Origin of the sequence: Arthrobacter sp. FW306-07-I (assembly GCF_021800405.1) — a bacterium.
In the GTDB taxonomy this organism is placed as follows: Bacteria; Actinomycetota; Actinomycetes; order Actinomycetales; family Micrococcaceae; genus Arthrobacter.
This window is the reverse complement of the sequence record NZ_CP084550.1, coordinates 2783168-2798830: the sequence shown is the minus strand read 5'-3', so window position 1 is coordinate 2798830 and position 15663 is coordinate 2783168. Positions and strand designations below refer to the sequence as shown.

The 15663-nt window shown below is 65.6% G+C and carries 13 protein-coding genes; 9 read left to right on the top strand and 4 right to left on the bottom strand.

Annotated features, from left to right (window positions below; translation table 11 throughout):
- Positions 1-127: 127 nt before the first annotated feature.
- Positions 128-3937, bottom strand: coding sequence for a multifunctional oxoglutarate decarboxylase/oxoglutarate dehydrogenase thiamine pyrophosphate-binding subunit/dihydrolipoyllysine-residue succinyltransferase subunit (locus LFT46_RS12930; RefSeq protein WP_236820022.1), 3810 nt, complete (start codon positions 3935-3937; stop codon positions 128-130).
- Between the two features lie 556 nt (positions 3938-4493).
- Between LFT46_RS12930 and LFT46_RS12925 the strand changes: the two genes are divergently transcribed.
- The 5 genes from LFT46_RS12925 (at position 4494) to LFT46_RS12905 (ending at position 9718) form a co-directional block, all read left to right on the top strand.
- A complete protein-coding gene (locus LFT46_RS12925; RefSeq protein ID WP_236820020.1) occupies positions 4494-5831 on the top strand; it encodes a hemolysin family protein in 1338 nt (445 codons plus the stop codon).
- Positions 5828-6898 (top strand): hemolysin family protein, encoded by a 1071-nt coding sequence (locus tag LFT46_RS12920; protein WP_236820018.1) that lies wholly within the window; start codon positions 5828-5830, stop codon positions 6896-6898. Before LFT46_RS12925 ends, LFT46_RS12920 begins: the two co-directional genes overlap by 4 nt.
- Before the next feature lie 136 nt (positions 6899-7034).
- Entirely contained in the window at positions 7035-8018 is a 984-nt protein-coding gene (locus tag LFT46_RS12915) for a metal ABC transporter solute-binding protein, Zn/Mn family (protein ID WP_236820010.1), read from the top strand.
- Positions 8019-8834 carry a metal ABC transporter ATP-binding protein gene (locus tag LFT46_RS12910; protein ID WP_236820008.1) on the top strand — a complete coding sequence of 272 codons (816 nt, stop codon included), beginning with the start codon at positions 8019-8021 and terminating at the stop codon, positions 8832-8834.
- On the top strand, positions 8834-9718 hold the full coding sequence (locus tag LFT46_RS12905; RefSeq protein WP_236798821.1) for a metal ABC transporter permease: 885 nt from the start codon (positions 8834-8836) through the stop codon (positions 9716-9718). Before LFT46_RS12910 ends, LFT46_RS12905 begins: the two co-directional genes overlap by 1 nt.
- Here LFT46_RS12905 and LFT46_RS12900 read toward each other — a convergent pair.
- Complete coding sequence (locus LFT46_RS12900; RefSeq protein ID WP_236798820.1) at positions 9696-10157, bottom strand: Fur family transcriptional regulator; 462 nt, start codon at positions 10155-10157, stop codon at positions 9696-9698. The two genes, LFT46_RS12905 and LFT46_RS12900, sit on opposite strands and share 23 nt — an antisense overlap.
- A gap of 116 nt (positions 10158-10273) precedes the next feature.
- Between LFT46_RS12900 and LFT46_RS12895 the strand changes: the two genes are divergently transcribed.
- The gene (locus LFT46_RS12895; RefSeq protein WP_236820006.1) at positions 10274-10930 is read left to right on the top strand and encodes an MBL fold metallo-hydrolase; all 657 of its coding nucleotides are present in this window, start codon (positions 10274-10276) and stop codon (positions 10928-10930) included.
- On the opposite strand, the gene LFT46_RS12890 is transcribed toward LFT46_RS12895, so the two are convergent.
- Positions 10927-12039 (bottom strand): PLP-dependent cysteine synthase family protein, encoded by a 1113-nt coding sequence (locus LFT46_RS12890; protein WP_272910797.1) that lies wholly within the window; start codon positions 12037-12039, stop codon positions 10927-10929. The two genes, LFT46_RS12895 and LFT46_RS12890, sit on opposite strands and share 4 nt — an antisense overlap.
- Before the next feature lie 77 nt (positions 12040-12116).
- On the opposite strand from LFT46_RS12890, the gene LFT46_RS12885 reads away from it, so the two are divergent.
- The 3 genes from LFT46_RS12885 to LFT46_RS12875 are packed head-to-tail and all read left to right on the top strand — an operon-like array spanning position 12117 to position 14628.
- Positions 12117-13031, top strand: coding sequence for a sulfurtransferase (locus LFT46_RS12885; RefSeq protein WP_236820004.1), 915 nt, complete (start codon positions 12117-12119; stop codon positions 13029-13031).
- On the top strand, positions 13028-14203 hold the full coding sequence (locus LFT46_RS12880) for an NAD(P)-dependent alcohol dehydrogenase (protein ID WP_236819998.1): 1176 nt from the start codon (positions 13028-13030) through the stop codon (positions 14201-14203). Before LFT46_RS12885 ends, LFT46_RS12880 begins: the two co-directional genes overlap by 4 nt.
- The gene (locus LFT46_RS12875) at positions 14200-14628 is read left to right on the top strand and encodes an HIT family protein (RefSeq protein WP_236798814.1); all 429 of its coding nucleotides are present in this window, start codon (positions 14200-14202) and stop codon (positions 14626-14628) included. Before LFT46_RS12880 ends, LFT46_RS12875 begins: the two co-directional genes overlap by 4 nt.
- A gap of 44 nt (positions 14629-14672) precedes the next feature.
- Here LFT46_RS12875 and LFT46_RS12870 read toward each other — a convergent pair whose 3' ends face one another.
- The gene (locus tag LFT46_RS12870; protein WP_236819996.1) at positions 14673-15656 is read right to left on the bottom strand and encodes a beta-ketoacyl-ACP synthase III; all 984 of its coding nucleotides are present in this window, start codon (positions 15654-15656) and stop codon (positions 14673-14675) included.
- Positions 15657-15663: the final 7 nt, after the last annotated feature.

Genomic DNA, 15663 nt, shown 5'->3' with positions numbered 1-15663 from the left:
CTTCGGACGGCATCTGCCGCCGTCGCCGCCGCGGCTGCGGAGGTTGAAGGCGGCGCTGTCCATCCATTAAACAGAACTGCCCGGCCGGAGTCTGGTATTTCGACGTCCGGCCGGGCAGCCTTACTGCTTACTTCCTGTCAAATGCCTGCTTCAGGAGCGCATCCTGTTCCGCAGCGTGGCGCTTCATGGAACCGGCGGCCGTGGAGGCAGAGGCCGGCCGGGACACCAGGCGGACGCGGCGGTCGAGAATCTCCGGCAGGTTCAGGCCGATGAATGGCCATGGTCCCTGGTTTGCAGGCTCGTCCTGGGCCCACACCACCTCGGCGTTCGGGTACTTGGCGAGTTCCGCAGCGATCTCCTGGTGCGGCAGCGGGTACAGCTGCTCCACGCGGACGATGGCAGTGGTCTGGTCGCCGGTCTTCTGCCGGGTGGACAGGAGATCGTAGTACAGGCGGCCGGAAACCAGGAGGACGCGCTCGACGGCGGTGGCCGGCAGCTGCTCATGCTCACCGATCACCGGGCGGAACGTGCCGTTGGTGAAGTCCTCCACCGACGAGGCGGCGGCCTTCAGGCGCAGCAGCTGCTTCGGCGTGAAGATGATCAAGGGCTTCCGTGGGCGGCTGTAAGCCTGCCGGCGCAGCAGGTGGAAGTGCGAGGCGGCCGTGGTTGGGTTGGCCACGATCATGTTGTCCTCCGCGCACAGCTGCAGGAAGCGCTCGATCCTTGCCGAGGAGTGGTCCGGGCCCTGGCCTTCGTAGCCGTGCGGCAGCATCAGGACCAGCGAGGAGCGCTGTCCCCACTTCTGCTCTGCGGAGGAGATGAACTCGTCGATGATGGTCTGTGCACCGTTGACGAAGTCACCGAACTGGGCCTCCCAGAGGACCAGGGCATCCGGACGCTCCACGGAGTAGCCGTACTCGAAGCCCATGGCCGCATATTCGGACAGCAGGGAGTCGTAGATCCACAGCTTGGCCTGGTCATCAGAGAGGTTGCCCAGGGGCAGCCATTCCTTGCCGTTGGCGCGGTCGTGGAATACGGCATGGCGCTGGACGAACGTTCCGCGGCGGGAGTCCTGGCCGGCCAGGCGCACGGGGACGCCTTCCATGATCAGGGACCCGAAGGCCGCGATCTCGCCGAAGCCCCAGTCGATGCCGCCCTGGCGGGACATCTGCTCGCGCTTTTCGAGCAGCTGCTTCAGCTTGGGGTGGACGGTGAAGCCCTCGGGGATCTCGACGTGGGCCTTGCCGATCCGGGCCAGGGTCTCGGCGCTGATGGCCGTGGAGGCCGGCGCGTTTACGCTGGAATCGGACTGCTGGGCCTTGGGCCGTTCGATGTCGGACACGGCGGCGGAATCCGCGGTGACGATCGGAATCGGTGAGGTCTGGGCGGCGTGGGTCTCGGCGAAGACCCGCTCCAGCCGTTCCTGGTAGTCGCGGAGCAGCTGCTCGGCTTCTTCCTCGGTGATGTCCCCGCGGCCAATGAGCGACTCGGTGTACAGCTTGCGGACGGAGCGCTTGGCTTCGATCAGGTTGTACATCAGCGGCTGGGTCATCGAGGGGTCGTCACCCTCGTTGTGGCCCCGGCGGCGGTAGCAGACCATGTCGATGACAACGTCCTTGTGGAAGCGCTGCCGGAACTCGTAGGCAAGCTGGCCGATGCGGACAACGGCCTCGGGGTCGTCGCCGTTCACGTGGAATACCGGTGCCTGGATCATCTTGGCAACGTCCGTGGAGTACGTGGACGAACGCGAGGACGACGGGGCGGTGGTGAAGCCCACCTGGTTGTTGACCACGATGTGGATGGTGCCGCCGGTGCGGTAGCCGCGGAGCTGGGACAGGTTGAGGGTTTCGGCCACAACACCCTGTCCGGCGAAGGCTGCGTCACCGTGCACCATGATGGGCAGGACGGGGAATGATTCGCCCTGGTCCAGCCGGTCCTGCTTGGCCCGAACGATGCCCTCAAGGACGGAGTCCACGGCTTCCAGGTGCGACGGGTTGGCGGCGAGGTAGACCTTGGTTTCCTTGCCGTTGTCCGAGGTGAACGTGCCTTCGGTGCCCAGGTGGTACTTGACGTCGCCGGAGCCCTGGACGGAGCGGGGGTCCTGCGTGCCCTCGAATTCGCGGAAGACCTGGGCGTACGTCTTGCCGGCAATGTTGGTCAGGACGTTGAGGCGGCCGCGGTGGGCCATACCGATGGCGACCTCGTCCAGGCCGTCGTCGGCTGCATCGGACATGATCGCGTCCAACAGCGGGATCAGGGACTCGCCGCCCTCAAGGGAGAAGCGCTTCTGGCCCACGAACTTGGTCTGCAGGAACGTCTCAAAGGCCTCGGCAGCGTTCAGCTTGGAGACGATCCGCAGCTGCTCTTCCCGGCTGGGCTTGGAGTAGGGGTGCTCCAGTTGGTCCTGGAACCACTTGCGCTCGGCAGGTTCCTGGATGTGCATGTATTCGATGCCGGTGGTGCGGCAGTAGGCATCGCGCAGGACCCCCAGGATGTCGCGGAACTTCAGCATCGGCTTGCCGCCGAAACCGCCGGTGGGCCATTCGCGGTCCAGGTCCCAGAGGGTCAGGCCGTAGGTGAGGACGTCAAGGTCCGGGTGCTTGCGCTGCACGTATTCCAGCGGATCGGTGTCGGCCATCAGGTGGCCGCGCACGCGGAAGGAGTGGATCAGCTGCTGGATCCGGGCCACCTTGTTGATCTCGTCAGCGGGGTCGACCTGCAGGTCGGGGCTCCAGCGGACAGGCTCGTAGGGGATGCGCAGGGCTTCGAAGATCTCGTCGTAGAAGTTCTGCGCGCCGAGCAGGAGCTGGTGGACCAGCTTCAGGAACTCGCCGCTGCCGGCGCCCTGGATGACCCGGTGGTCGTAGGTCGAGGTCAGGGTGAGGACCTTGCTGATGGCGTTCTGGGCGATGATCTTCTCGCTGGCGCCCTGGAACTCGGCGGGGTAGTCGAGGGCGCCGACGCCGATGATGGCCGCCTGGCCCTTGGAAAGACGCGGTACCGAGTGCACGGTGCCGATGCCGCCGGGGTTGGTCAGGGACACGGTGGTGCCCTGGTGGTCCTCAGCGGTGAGCTTGCCGTTGCGGGCGCGCTTGATGAGGTCCTCGTAGGTGTGCCAGAACTCGGCGAAGTTGAGGGTCTCGGCCTTCTTGATGTTCGGGACCATGAGCAGGCGGGTGCCGTCAGGCTTGGGCATGTCGATGGCGATGCCGAAGTTGACGTGGGCCGGCTGGACCGCGACAGGCTTGCCGTCCACCTCGTCGTAGTACACGTTCATCGACGGGAACTGGGACAGGGCCCGGATCACGGCGTAGCCGATGAGGTGGGTGAAGGACACCTTGCCGCCGCGGGCACGGGCCAGGTTGGAGTTGATGACCACGCGGTTGTCGATGAGCAGCTTGGCGGGAATGGCGCGGACGCTGGTGGCGGTGGGCACCTGGAGGCTGGTCACCATGTTGGTGGCGATCGCCTTGGCCGGGCCGCGGAGGACGGAGACGACGTCTTCCTCGGGAGCCGTGGGGGCCTTAACGTTCTTGGGCAGCTGGGCCGGGATGGGCTGCGAGCCGGTGCCGGCTTCGGTCTTCTTGCCGCCATCGCGCGCTTCGGTTGCGGGGGCCTTCTTGACGGGCGCGGGGGCTGCTGCAGGGGCAGCGGCGGCCGGTGCGGCCGGGGGAGTGGCAGGGGCAGCTGCCGGCGACGGTGCCGGTGCTGCGGGAGCCGTTTTTACGACAGGGAGTTCCCGGGTGGGAGGGTTGACGGCGTGCGCGGAATTTCCGTTGGAAGATGAACCGTTGCCCGAGTCGAAGGATTCAAACAGGGGCCACCACTTGGCGTCCACTGCATTCTTGTCCTGTTGGTACTGCTCGTACAGTTCGTCAACGAGCCACTCGTTTCCGCCAAATTCCTCTGGTAGACGGTGGCTTGGCTGCTCTGGCACTTGAAATACGCCTCTTCCATGAGTTTGATTTCTCTTTGGCCCCCCGGTGCTTCAGCACTACGTTCGAACCAGTCTCTGTCCTCTGAACCCGGACCTTTGCAAGTCTAGTGAGCTTTCCGTGTTAACTGCCAATAAGGGTGACCCAAATCATGATGTGGCGGAAGGGGGCCGAAATATGGCGGCTATCCGGTGTCGCCGCCACGTCCCCGGGCCAGGACTTCGCCTCCTTCCGGCCGCCGGAACAGGGCGTTTTCCGCCGTCCGGCCGGGCCTTGCGGCAAGGGGTGCTCCTGTAGACTGAAATTCTTATGGACAGTAAATCTAGGTGCCGGCCTGGGCGCTGTCAGCGGAGCATGAAGAGAAGCGCCGCGCAGTCCGCCCACAGAGCCGGCAAACCCCGACAACGCGCCCATCACCAGCCAACGGCCCAGCTTGCCGCAACCCGCACGGACCAGGCATCGGTATCTGCCGACCATCCTCCGCCGGGACGAAACAGCTTCCCGACCTTCCCATTGAGCACGCTTGAGGCATTTTCCGCACGTCAGGCGGGATGCTGAATGGAGTGGCTTCTCCTTGCAGCAGGCTTGCTGCTGATCGCCGGCACCGGATTCTTTGTTGCCGTCGAATTCTCCCTCATCGCCCTGGACCAGCCCACTGTCCAGCGGGCAATTGACGACGGCGACACGGGGGCAGTGCCCCTGCTCACCTGCCTCAAGTCCCTGTCGACCCAGTTGTCCAGTTGCCAGCTCGGAATCACCTTGACCACACTGCTCACCGGTTACGTCATGGAACCGTCAGTAGGCCGCCTCCTTAAGGCGCCGCTGGCCGCCGTCGGGCTTCCCTCCGTGGCGGTCGAGTCCGTCTCGCTCATCCTGGCGATGGTCCTGGCGACGCTGCTGTCCATGCTCCTGGGTGAGCTGGTGCCGAAAAACATGGCGATCGCGCTGGCCTTCCCCGTGGGCCGCGCCCTGGCGGGGCCGCAGCTGGTTTTCACCGCGATCTTCAAGCCGGCCATCCTGGTCCTCAACGGCTTTTCCAACAGGATCCTGCACATCTTCGGGCTGGAAGCCAAAGAGGAAATTTCGGGAGCACGGACGCCGGCGGAGCTTGCTTCCCTGGTTCGCCGGTCCGCGGCTATGGGAACGCTCGATGCCGGGACCGCCAACTTCATTGCCCGCACCTTGAATTTCTCGTCGCGGACAGCAGCCGACGTGATGACCCCGCGCATCCGGCTGGAGACGATCGACGCCGACCAGCCGGTGTCCGATGTGGTGGATGCGGCACGCAGGACCGGGTACTCGCGGTTCCCCGTCATCGGTGACTCGGCCGATGACATCCGCGGCCTGGTGCACATCAAGAAAGCCGTTGCCGTTCCGTGGGAACGCCGCCAAAACCTCGAAGCCGGCGCCATCATGACCGAGGTGCTGCGCGTGCCGGAGACCATCCACCTGGATGCGCTGCTGGCAGAACTGCGGGAAGGAAACCTGCAGTTGGCCGTGGTTCTGGATGAATATGGCGGAACCGCAGGCATCGCCACCCTGGAGGACCTGGTGGAAGAGATCGTGGGGGAGGTGGCGGACGAGCACGACAAGGTCCGCCCGGGACTCCTGCAAAGCGCCTCCGGCGACTGGTATTTCCCGGGGCTCCTCCGGCCCGACGAACTGTCCGAACAGATCCCGGGGTTGAGTGTTCCCGACGAAGCGGCCTACGAAACCGTGGGCGGCTATGTCATGAGCAAGCTGGGCAGGATCGCCGTCGTGGGCGACACAGTGGCCGTCAACGGCGGAACACTGAGCGTCACCAGGATGGACGGCCGCCGGATCGACCGCATCTGCTTCCACCCGGCAGCAGCAGAAGCGGCTGCGCAGGATGCCAATGACAGGAGCAAGCCATGAGCGACTGGGCCGGAATACTCTGGCTGTGCTTCCTCCTGCTGGGCAACGCTTTTTTCGTGGCTGCTGAATTCGCAATCATGTCAGCCCGCCGCAGCCAGATTGAGCCGTTGGCAGACACCGGGTCCAAGCGGGCCCAGACCACCCTGCGCGCCATGGAGAATGTCTCCCTGATGCTGGCCTGCGCGCAGTTGGGAATCACCGTCTGCTCGCTGCTGATCCTGCTGGTGGCCGAGCCGGCCATTCACCACCTTCTTGCTGTTCCCATCGAGACGGTGGGCCTGCCGTCGGAAGTGGCTGATGTCGCTGCCTTCGCAGTGGCCCTGATGCTGGTGACGTTCCTGCACGTGACGTTCGGCGAGATGGTGCCCAAGAACATCTCCGTGTCCGTGGCGGACAAGGCAGCCCTGTTCCTGGCTCCGCCGCTGCTGTTCATCTCGCGCCTGGTCCACCCCGTGATTTCAGTCCTTAACTGGTCGGCCAACCACATCCTGAAGCTGATGCGGGTGGAACCCAAGGATGAGGTGACGTCCTCCTTCACACTGGAGGAGGTGCAGTCGATCGTGCAGGAGTCCACGCGCCACGGTTTGGTGGACGACGACGCCGGGCTCATCACCGGCGCGCTCGAGTTCTCCGAACATACGGCGCAGGACATCATGGTGCCGCTTGAAAAGCTCGTCATGCTGCCGGCTTCCACCACCCCGGTGGAGTTCGAAAAAGCCGTCAGCCGTACGGGTTTCTCCAGGTTCCCGATGCTGGATGACGAGGACATGCTTTACGGCTACCTCCACGTGAAGGACGTGCTGTCCATTCCGGAATCAGGTTACGAACTGCCGATTGCCGAAAGCCGCATCCGCTCGCTCGCCAACCTTTCCCTGGGTGACGAGATCGAAAAAGCCATGTCCGTCATGCAGCGCACCGGGTCGCACCTTGCCCGCGTGATCGGCCCTGATGGCAACACAAGGGGCGTCCTCTTCCTTGAGGACGTGATTGAACAGCTTGTCGGTGAGATCCGGGATGCAACCCAGGCCACCGGCATTCGCCGACTGGGGCAGCCGAACGGAGGCTGACCTACCGTGGCGCCCCTCGGGCAGGCAGGGGCGCCCCGGCCCAACCAGTCCCCGTGAAACCTAAATAGGAATCATTCGCATTTGGGTATAGGCTTGTGTCTGTCGCCTTCCCTTCCTGTGTGAACTGAGGTTTTTCGTGCGCCGTACAGCCACTGCCAGCTCCTTCCTTGCCGCCCTGACAGGCGTCGGTCTCCTGCTCAGTGCATGTAACGGCCAACCGTCGCAGGCCCCGGATGCGGAGCAGGGTATCAACGTGGTGGCATCAACGAACGTTTACGGCGACATTGCCCGGACCATCGGTGGTGACAAGGTCAAGGTCACCTCGATCATCAACAACGCCGGGCAGGATCCGCACTCGTACGAGGCGACCGCCCAGGACCGGCTGGCCGTGTCCAAGTCCCAGCTGGTCATCGAAAATGGCGGCGGCTACGACGACTTCATCCATACCTTGGTGGAGGGCAGCAGGATCGACAGTGCAGGCGTGCTGACCGCCGTCGAAATTTCCGGGCTTGCCCACCCGGAGGATGCCACGGCCGGCCCGTCGGCAAAACCCGCGGAGGAGTCCGGCGCACACAGCGGACACGACCACGGCGGCCTGAACGAGCACGTGTGGTACAGCCTGCCGGCCATGGAGCGCGTGGCCGATGCCATTGCGGGCAAGCTGGCGTCGCTGGATCCGGCCTCGGCCGCCTCCTTCACCGCCAACGCGGACTCCTTCAAGTCCTCCCTGTCACAGCTTCACTCCAAGGTGGACGCCATGAAGGCGGCTACGCCGGGCAGCCGCGTAGCAGTCACGGAGCCAGTCCCGCTCTACCTTTTGGAGGAGGCCGGCCTGGTCAACGCCACGCCTGAGCAATACACCGCTGCCATCGAGGAGGGCAGCGACGTTCCTCCCGCGGTTCTGAAGGAGGCCACGGACCTGGTTGGCTCGAAGTCCGTACGCCTCCTGGCCTACAACGCCCAAACGGAAGGCCCGCAGACGGAGGCACTCAAGAAGGCAGCCGAATCCGCTGGTGTTCCGGTGGTCGACTTCACCGAGACCCTGCCTGAAGGCAAGACCTACCTGCAGTGGATGACGGACAATGTGAACAACATCAGCAAGGTTCTGGAGACAAACTAGGTGAAATCCGTCGTAAGCCTCAAAGGGGCGTGCCTCGCGTTTGGTCAGCGCACCCTTTGGGAGGACCTGGACCTGGACATCAGGCCCGGGGAGTTTTTCGCCGTGCTGGGCCCCAACGGCAGCGGCAAGACAAGTTTCCTCAAGGTCCTGCTGGGCCTGCAGAAGCTGCAGTCCGGACAGGCAACCTTGGGCGGCCGCCCGGTGGAACGGGGCAGCAGCCTGATCGGCTACATTCCCCAGCAGAAGTCGTTCGCGCCGGACACCCCCATGCGCGCCCGTGATTTGGTGGCCCTGGGCGTGGACGGCCACAAGTTTGGGATCCGGCTTTCAGCCCGCAAGACCAACCGCAGGGTGGACCAGTTGCTGGAACTGGTGGGAGCCTCCGACTACGCCAAAGTCCCGGTTGGCCAGCTCTCAGGCGGAGAGCAGCAGCGGCTCCGGGTGGCGCAGGCACTGGCCACGGACCCAAAGGTGCTGCTCTGCGACGAACCGCTGCTGTCCCTTGACCTCCACCACCAGCAGGCCGTCAGCGCCCTGATCCACCAACAGAGCCGGGAACACGACACCGCCGTCGTCTTCGTGACCCATGAAATCAACCCGATCATCGACTACGTGGACCGGGTCCTGTACCTGGCGGGGGGACGCTTCCGCGTGGGGGCGCCGGAAGAGGTCATGACCACCGAAGTGCTCTCAGACCTCTATGGCAGCCACGTGGAGGTGATCCATGCCAACGGCAGGATCGTCGTCGTCGGCCTGCCGGATGCCACCACGCATCACCACCACGAGGCGGACGCGCTGGCAGGGGAGGTGGCCTGATGGACGCCGACAGCATCCTGGGCGCCATCTTCAACTTCGACAACTATGGCGAACTGCTGGTCCTGGTCCAGAACTCAATCTGGGCAGGCGCCATCCTGGGCCTCCTCGGCGGGCTGGTGGGAACATTCGTCATGAAACGGGACCTTGCCTTCGCGGTCCACGGCATCTCCGAACTTTCCTTCGCAGGTGCCGCCTTTGCCCTGCTGGTTGGGGCGGACGTGGTGTTTGGCTCGCTCATAGGCTCGGTGGCGGCCGCCCTGCTGCTGGGCCTGATGGGGGTCCGGGCCAGGGATAAGAACTCCATCATCGGCGTCATCATGCCCTTCGGCCTGGGACTTGGCATCCTGTTCCTTTCCCTGTACCAGGGCCGTGCGGCAAACAAGTTCGGCCTGCTGACCGGCCAGATCGTCTCCGTGGACACCGTCCAGCTGCAGGCCCTGGCGGGGACCGCCGTCGTGGTTGTGCTTGTGCTGGTGGCCGTGTGGCGTCCGCTGAACTTCGCCAGCGTTGACCCGGAGCTCGCCGAGGCCAGGGGAGTGCCCGTCCGAACGCTGGGAATCGTGTTCATGATTGTGCTGGGCGTCAGCGTGGCCCTGTCCATCCAGGTGGTGGGGGCCCTGCTGGTGCTTGCCCTGCTGATAACGCCCGCAGCCGCGGCGCTGCGGGTAACGTCGTCGCCGGCAGCGGTGGTGGTCCTGAGCGTGGTCTTCGCCGTGACGGCAACCGTGGGCGGCATCCTGCTGGCCCTGGGGGGACGGATCCCGATCAGCCCCTACGTCACCACGTTGTCGTTCCTGATTTATGTGGTGTGCCGCATCATCGGTTCCGTGCGCGACGCCCGGGGGATCAACGGCCGGGTCCTTACAGTTTCCCGGCAGCCTTAAGGGCGGTGCAGTCGGGGCAAAGGCCGAAAATTTCCACGGTGTGGTCCACCTCGGTGAACCCGTGTTCGGCCGCCATGCGCACCGCCCACGTTTCCACCGCGGGTGCTTCCACCTCCACTGCCTTTCCGCAGTTCCTGCACAGCAGGTGATGGTGGTGGCCGGTCACGGCGCAGCGCCGGTACACCGCCTCGCCGTCGCCGTTGCGCAGCACGTCCACCAGGCCTTCGTCGGCCAGTGACTGCAGGATCCGGTAGGCAGTGGCGAGCGAAACGGAGACGCCCTGGTTCTGCAGGATCCGGTAAAGCTCCTGCGTGCTGACAAAGTCATCGAGATCGTCCAGGGCCGCGCTGACGGCCTTCCGCTGTTTGGTGACGCGCTGTTCCTTGCCGCCTCCTGCCGGGGATGGGGCGGCGGAATCAGCCTTGACGCCGATCGGCATGGACGAACTCTCTTCCGTGGGAGGCAGACATCAAGATTACCAGTCGGTGCCTGGCAGCCGGATTTCGCCGGCAGGGTTCGTGGACAGCCTTCAGGAACGGAACCTAGGCTGGCGCTATGAAGCTGACCAAGTACACCCATGCCTGTGTCCGTCTTGAGAAGGAAGGCAGGGTCCTGGTCCTCGATCCGGGCACCTTTTCCGAATCGGCAGAAGCGCTGGCGGGGGCCCAGGCCGTCCTGGTGACGCACGAACATGCAGACCACCTTGACACCAAGGCCGTGGTGGAAGCCCTGGAAAAGGATAAAGAGCTGGCGCTGTTTGCCCCAGCGGGCGTCGCCGGCCAGCTGCGCGGGGAAGCCCCGGAGGCAGCGGACCGGATCCACACCGTGGAACCGGGGGCGTCGTTCCAGGCTGCCGGCTTTGACATCCGCAGCTTCGGGGGACAGCACGCCCTCATCCACCCCCAAATTCCCTTGGTGGCGAACATCGGCTTCCTGGTGGACGGCAACGTGTACCACCCGGGCGACTCGTTCATCATCCCGGACGGCATCGACGTCCAGACCCTCCTGGTCCCGTTGCACGCACCGTGGAGCAAGTCCGCGGAGGTGGTGGACTTCGTGATCGGCGTGCGGGCGCCGCGGGCGTTCCAGATCCACGACGGGCTGCTCAATGAGAACGGCCTGGGCATCGTCGAAGGGCACGTGAAGCGGATTGGCGCCAAGTACGGCACGGAATACCGGCACCTGGCCCCGCGCGAGTCAGTGGAAGTCTAGGCCACCGCCCCGGTCCACTCCCCGGTGTCCAGGAAGCGCGCGATTGCCGCTTCGTAGGGTGCCGGATCCAGCCCCTGGGAAGCCAGCCACTCCTGGTTCCAGTGCGTGCCCGCATAGCGGTCGCCGCCGTCGCACATCAACGAAACGACGCTGCCCCGCCGGCCTTCGGACAGAAGCTGCGCGACTGTTTCCCAGACGCCCCAGAGGTTGGTGCCCGTAGACGGGCCGGCATGCAGGCCCGCGTAATGGTGCAGGTGGCGCATCGCGGCAACCGACGCCGCATCCGGCACCCGGACCATCCTGTCTATAACCGTGGGGATGAAGCTCGGCTCCATCCGGGTCCGCCCAATTCCTTCGATCCGCGAGGGAACGCTGGCGGGCTGTCCATCTGCCTCACCCAGCCAGCCGGGGTAGAACGCGGAGTTTTCGGGGTCCACCACCAGCAGCTTGGTGGGATATGAGTGGTAGCGCAGGTACCGGCCGATGGTGGCGCTGGTCCCGCCCGTGCCGGCGCCCACCACTACCCAGTCGGGGACGGGGTGCGGCTCAAGGCTGAGCTGGCCGAAGATGGATTCGGCGATGTTGTTATTCCCGCGCCAGTCCGTGGCCCGCTCTGCGTAGGTGAATTGGTCCATGTAATGCCCGTTGCAGGTGGCGGCTACGTCTTCTGCCACGGCATACACGTCCGAGGCGTTCTCCACCAGGAGGCAGGAGCCGCCGAATTGCTCAATCAGGGCGATCTTTTCCTGGCTGGTGGTGCGGGCCATGACGGCGATGAAGGGAAGTCCCAGCAGCTGGGCAAAATACGCTTCCGATACCGCAGTGCTGCCGCTGGAAGCCTCGACGATGGTGGTGTCCTGCCGGATCCAGCCATTGACCAGCCCGAACAGGAAGAGGGACCTTGCCAGGCGGTGCTTGAGGCTGCCGGAACGGTGTGTCGACTCGTCCTTGAGGTACAGCTGGATGCCCCAGTGCTCCGGGAGCGGTACTGCATAAAGGTGTGTATCCGCGGAGCGGTTGTTCTCCGCTTTGATGGTGCGGATGGCCTGGTCCGCCCACTCCCGGTCCCTTGCGCCGCTACTCCTGCCGGTGCTGCCCTCGATCGTCACTAATCCAGCGTACCCGCGGTTCGGGAGCCGCCCGTCTAGAGTGGGACCCGTTGGCAAAACAAGGCGTAGGGAGTGCAATGAAGCCGTTGATCGACGTCCCGGAACTTGAGGCAAGGCTTGCCGCCGGATACCGGACGGTCCTACTGGACGTGCGCTGGGCCCTGGGCGATCCGCACGGCCATGAACACTACCTCGCGGAACACCTGCCGGGCGCGGTCTTCGTAGATCTGGCCACTGAACTCTCTGATTCGTCGGTTCCGGACCGCGGGCGGCACCCGCTGCCGGCTCGGGAACAGTTCCAGGAGTCGGCACAGCGCTGGGGAATCCGTAATGGCGACGTGGTGGTTGCCTACGATGACAGTGCCAACATGGCGGCGGCGAGGCTGTGGTGGATGCTGCGTGACGCAGGCTTGGCAGCGGTCTACCTGCTCGACGGCGGCCTGGCCGCCTGGAGGGCCGCCGGACTTCCGCTCGAGTCGGGCCCGGTTCAGCCCAGCCCCGGCAACGTGGAGTTGGGCAGCGGGCACATGCCTGCGCTGGACGCCGGTGCTGCCGCCGGCTGGGCGCACAGCGGACTGTTGCTCGATGCGAGGGCAGGGGAGAGATACCGGGGCGAGGTTGAGCCCGTGGACCCGCGCGCCGGCCATATCCCCGGGGCGGTCAGTGCCCCCACCGCGGGCAACGTCGATAACGCCGGACGCTTCCTGCCGCCGGGGCAGTTGCGGCGGAGGTTTGCGGACCTCGGGGTCCAGGACGGAACGCCGGTGGCGGTTTATTGTGGCTCAGGCGTTACGGCAGCCCATGAGGTTGCTGCGCTGGAAGTTGCCGGGTTCCGGGCAGCGTTGTATCCAGGCTCTTTCTCCGAGTGGTCCAACCGCCCGGAACTGCCGGTGGCGATCGGCGCGGAGCCAGGGGGCGTCGGGTCGGATACCGGAGGCACCGGAGCCCCGGCTGGAAAGTCCGCAGGAGCCGGGGGTAGCGTCGCACTATGACACCAGGACGCCCTGTACCACCGCCCCTTGCCAAACCCATCACCCCGGCCCCGGAAAATGCGCCCGCCCCTGGCAGTGTGCCAGCGACGGAAGCCGGTGCTCTCGCCGCAGCCTACGGTGCAGCGTCCGGGGACAGCGGCCTTGTACCGCTGACAGTGGCCCGCCGGGCACCCAAACCGGACGACGTCGAAATCGCCATCGAATTCTGCGGGCTGTGCCACTCGGACGTGCACGCCACCCGCGGCGAGTGGGGCGGCCAGACCTACCCGCTGGTGCCAGGCCACGAAATCGTGGGAACTGTCAGCAGGATCGGCTCGGACATCACTGACTTCGCGGTTGGTGAGAGGGTAGGCGTGGGCTGCATGGTGGACTCCTGCCGTGAGTGCGACAGCTGCCTGGACGGCCTGGAGCAGTACTGCGAAAACGGCATGACAGGCACCTACGGTGCAAAGGACCGCAGGAACGGTGACGCCATCACCCAGGGCGGCTATTCCTCGTCGATCGTGGTGGACCGCCGCTATGTCCTGCGCGTCCCGGACTCACTGGACCCGGCCGCCGTCGCGCCCCTGCTGTGCGCGGGCGTCACGACGTTCTCCCCGCTGCGGCACTTCGACGTCGAAGAAGGCGACGTGGTGGGCGTGGTGGGCCTGGGCGGACTGGGCCATATGGCCGTCAAGCTCGCCAAGGCCATGGGCGCGAAGGTGGTGGTGTTCACCACCTCGGAGTCGAAGGTCGCCGCCGCCCTGGAACTGGGGGCCGATGAAGTTGTCCTCTCCCGGGACGAAGCCGCCATGGCTGCCGCGGACCGCACCATCGACCTCATCATCGACACCGTTGCCGCCCCGCACGACCTGAACCCGTTCTTCCGCACCCTGCGCGTGGACGGCGCACTGTTCCAGCTTGGCCTGCCGTCGGAAGCCATGCCGCCGGTCAACCCGGGCGCCCTCATCCGCCGCAGGATCGCGTATGCCGGGTCATTGATTGGCGGCATCGCCGAAACCCAGGAGATGCTGGATTTCTGCGCGGAGCACGGCGTGGTGGCCGATATCGAGATGGTGTCCGCCGGCCAGCTGAATGAGGCCTACGACCGGATGGTCGCTGGAGACGTAAAGTACCGGTTCGTGCTGGATACCAGCACGCTGCAGCCAGCCGCCGAGGAGGCAAACGCATGAGCACGCTGTTCACGAAGATCCTGAAGGGCGAGATCCCCGGCCGGTTCGTATGGCGCGAGGACGATGTGTCGGCCTTCCTGACCACGGGCCCGCTCGCCGACGGCCATACACTGGTGGTTCCCACCGAGGAAGTGGACCGCTGGACGGACGCCCGGCCGGAAACCCTTGCCAAAGTCATGGAAGTGGCGCGGCGGATTGGCGCCGTGCAGGTGGACATCTTCGGTGCGCGGCGTGCGGGCCTGATCGTGGCCGGCTATGAAATCAACCATCTGCACGTCCACGTGTGGCCCTCGCGCAGCATGGCCGACTTCGACTTCGGCTCCGCGGACCAGAACCCGGATCCCGCGGTCCTGGACGCCAACGCGGAGAAGCTGCGTGACGGGCTGCGCGCAGCCGGCTACGGGGAGTTCGTTCCGGCGTCCTAACCTTTGTTCCCTGCCCGCCGCTGCTGCGGCGGGCAGGGAAAGGGTCAGTCCCTGCGTGGCGTCATGGCCACCATACCCGCATAGGTGAAGCCGCCGCCAAATCCGAACAACAGCGCGGGGACGTCCGCCGGGATCTTCCCGGAATGCCACCATTTGCTCAGTCCCAGCGGCACGCTGGCAGCGGACGTGTTCCCCGACTCGGTGACGTCGGTGATGACGACGCGGTCCGTCAGGCCCAGGGCTTCCGCCAGCGGCTCGATTATGCGCAGGTTGGCCTGGTGCGCTGCGAGGACCTGGATGTCGTCCAGTCCCAGCCCGGCGCGGGCCACGATTTCACGGGCGCGCTCCGGTGCCTTGGTGAGGGCCCACCGCAGCACTTCCCGCCCGTTCTGGGAGAACCTGCCCAAGGGAGGCGAGATGCGGACGGCGTCCGCCATGCCACCCTCCGAACCCCAGACCACCGGGCCAATCCGGGGCATTTCGGATGGGCGTACGACGGCGGCCCCGGCGCCATCGGCGGTGAGCACAGCCGTCGCGCGGTCCGTCCAGTCGGTAACTGCCGAGAGGGTCTCGGCGCCGACTACGATCGCGTGCGAGGCGCTTCCGCTGCGGATCGCCTGGTCCGCCACGCCGAGGGCATACTCGAAGCCCGAACACGCCGTGTTGACATCCATGATCGCCGGTCCCCGGCGGTTACCGCCCAGGCCAAGTGCCTCGGCTACGCGGCCGGCAGTGTTGGGGGATCGCTCGGCCGCTGTGGTGGTGGCCACCACCACGAGGTCAATGTCTGTGGCCGCAACCCCGGAATCGGCCAAGGCCATCCGGGCTGCGGGGATTGCGAGGTCAACCACGGTTTCACCCTCACCGGCGATATGCCTGGTGACGATGCCGGTGCGCTGGCGGATCCACTCGTCGCTGGTGTCCATCATGCCTTCGAGCTCATGGTTGTCCATGATGCGCGCGGGCTGGGCGTGGCCGAGCCCGGCGATCTCTGTCCCTGCCGGTCCTTGGGCAAGCGTGAGCTTCATGTGTTCC

Excerpts from the sequence above, each read along its gene's own strand:
- LFT46_RS12925 (WP_236820020.1), top strand. The coding sequence starts at position 4,494 with ATGGAGTGGCTTCTCCTTGCAGCAGGCTTGCTGCTGATCGCCGGCACC.
- LFT46_RS12920 (WP_236820018.1), top strand. The coding sequence starts at position 5,828 with ATGAGCGACTGGGCCGGAATACTCTGGCTGTGCTTCCTCCTGCTGGGC.
- LFT46_RS12900 (WP_236798820.1), bottom strand. The coding sequence starts at position 10,157 with ATGCCGATCGGCGTCAAGGCTGATTCCGCCGCCCCATCCCCGGCAGGA.
- LFT46_RS12875 (WP_236798814.1), top strand. The coding sequence starts at position 14,200 with ATGAGCACGCTGTTCACGAAGATCCTGAAGGGCGAGATCCCCGGCCGG.
- LFT46_RS12880 (WP_236819998.1), top strand. The coding sequence starts at position 13,028 with ATGACACCAGGACGCCCTGTACCACCGCCCCTTGCCAAACCCATCACC.
- LFT46_RS12870 (WP_236819996.1), bottom strand. The coding sequence starts at position 15,656 with ATGAAGCTCACGCTTGCCCAAGGACCGGCAGGGACAGAGATCGCCGGG.
- LFT46_RS12905 (WP_236798821.1), top strand. The coding sequence starts at position 8,834 with ATGGACGCCGACAGCATCCTGGGCGCCATCTTCAACTTCGACAACTAT.
- LFT46_RS12895 (WP_236820006.1), top strand. The coding sequence starts at position 10,274 with ATGAAGCTGACCAAGTACACCCATGCCTGTGTCCGTCTTGAGAAGGAA.
- LFT46_RS12885 (WP_236820004.1), top strand. The coding sequence starts at position 12,117 with ATGAAGCCGTTGATCGACGTCCCGGAACTTGAGGCAAGGCTTGCCGCC.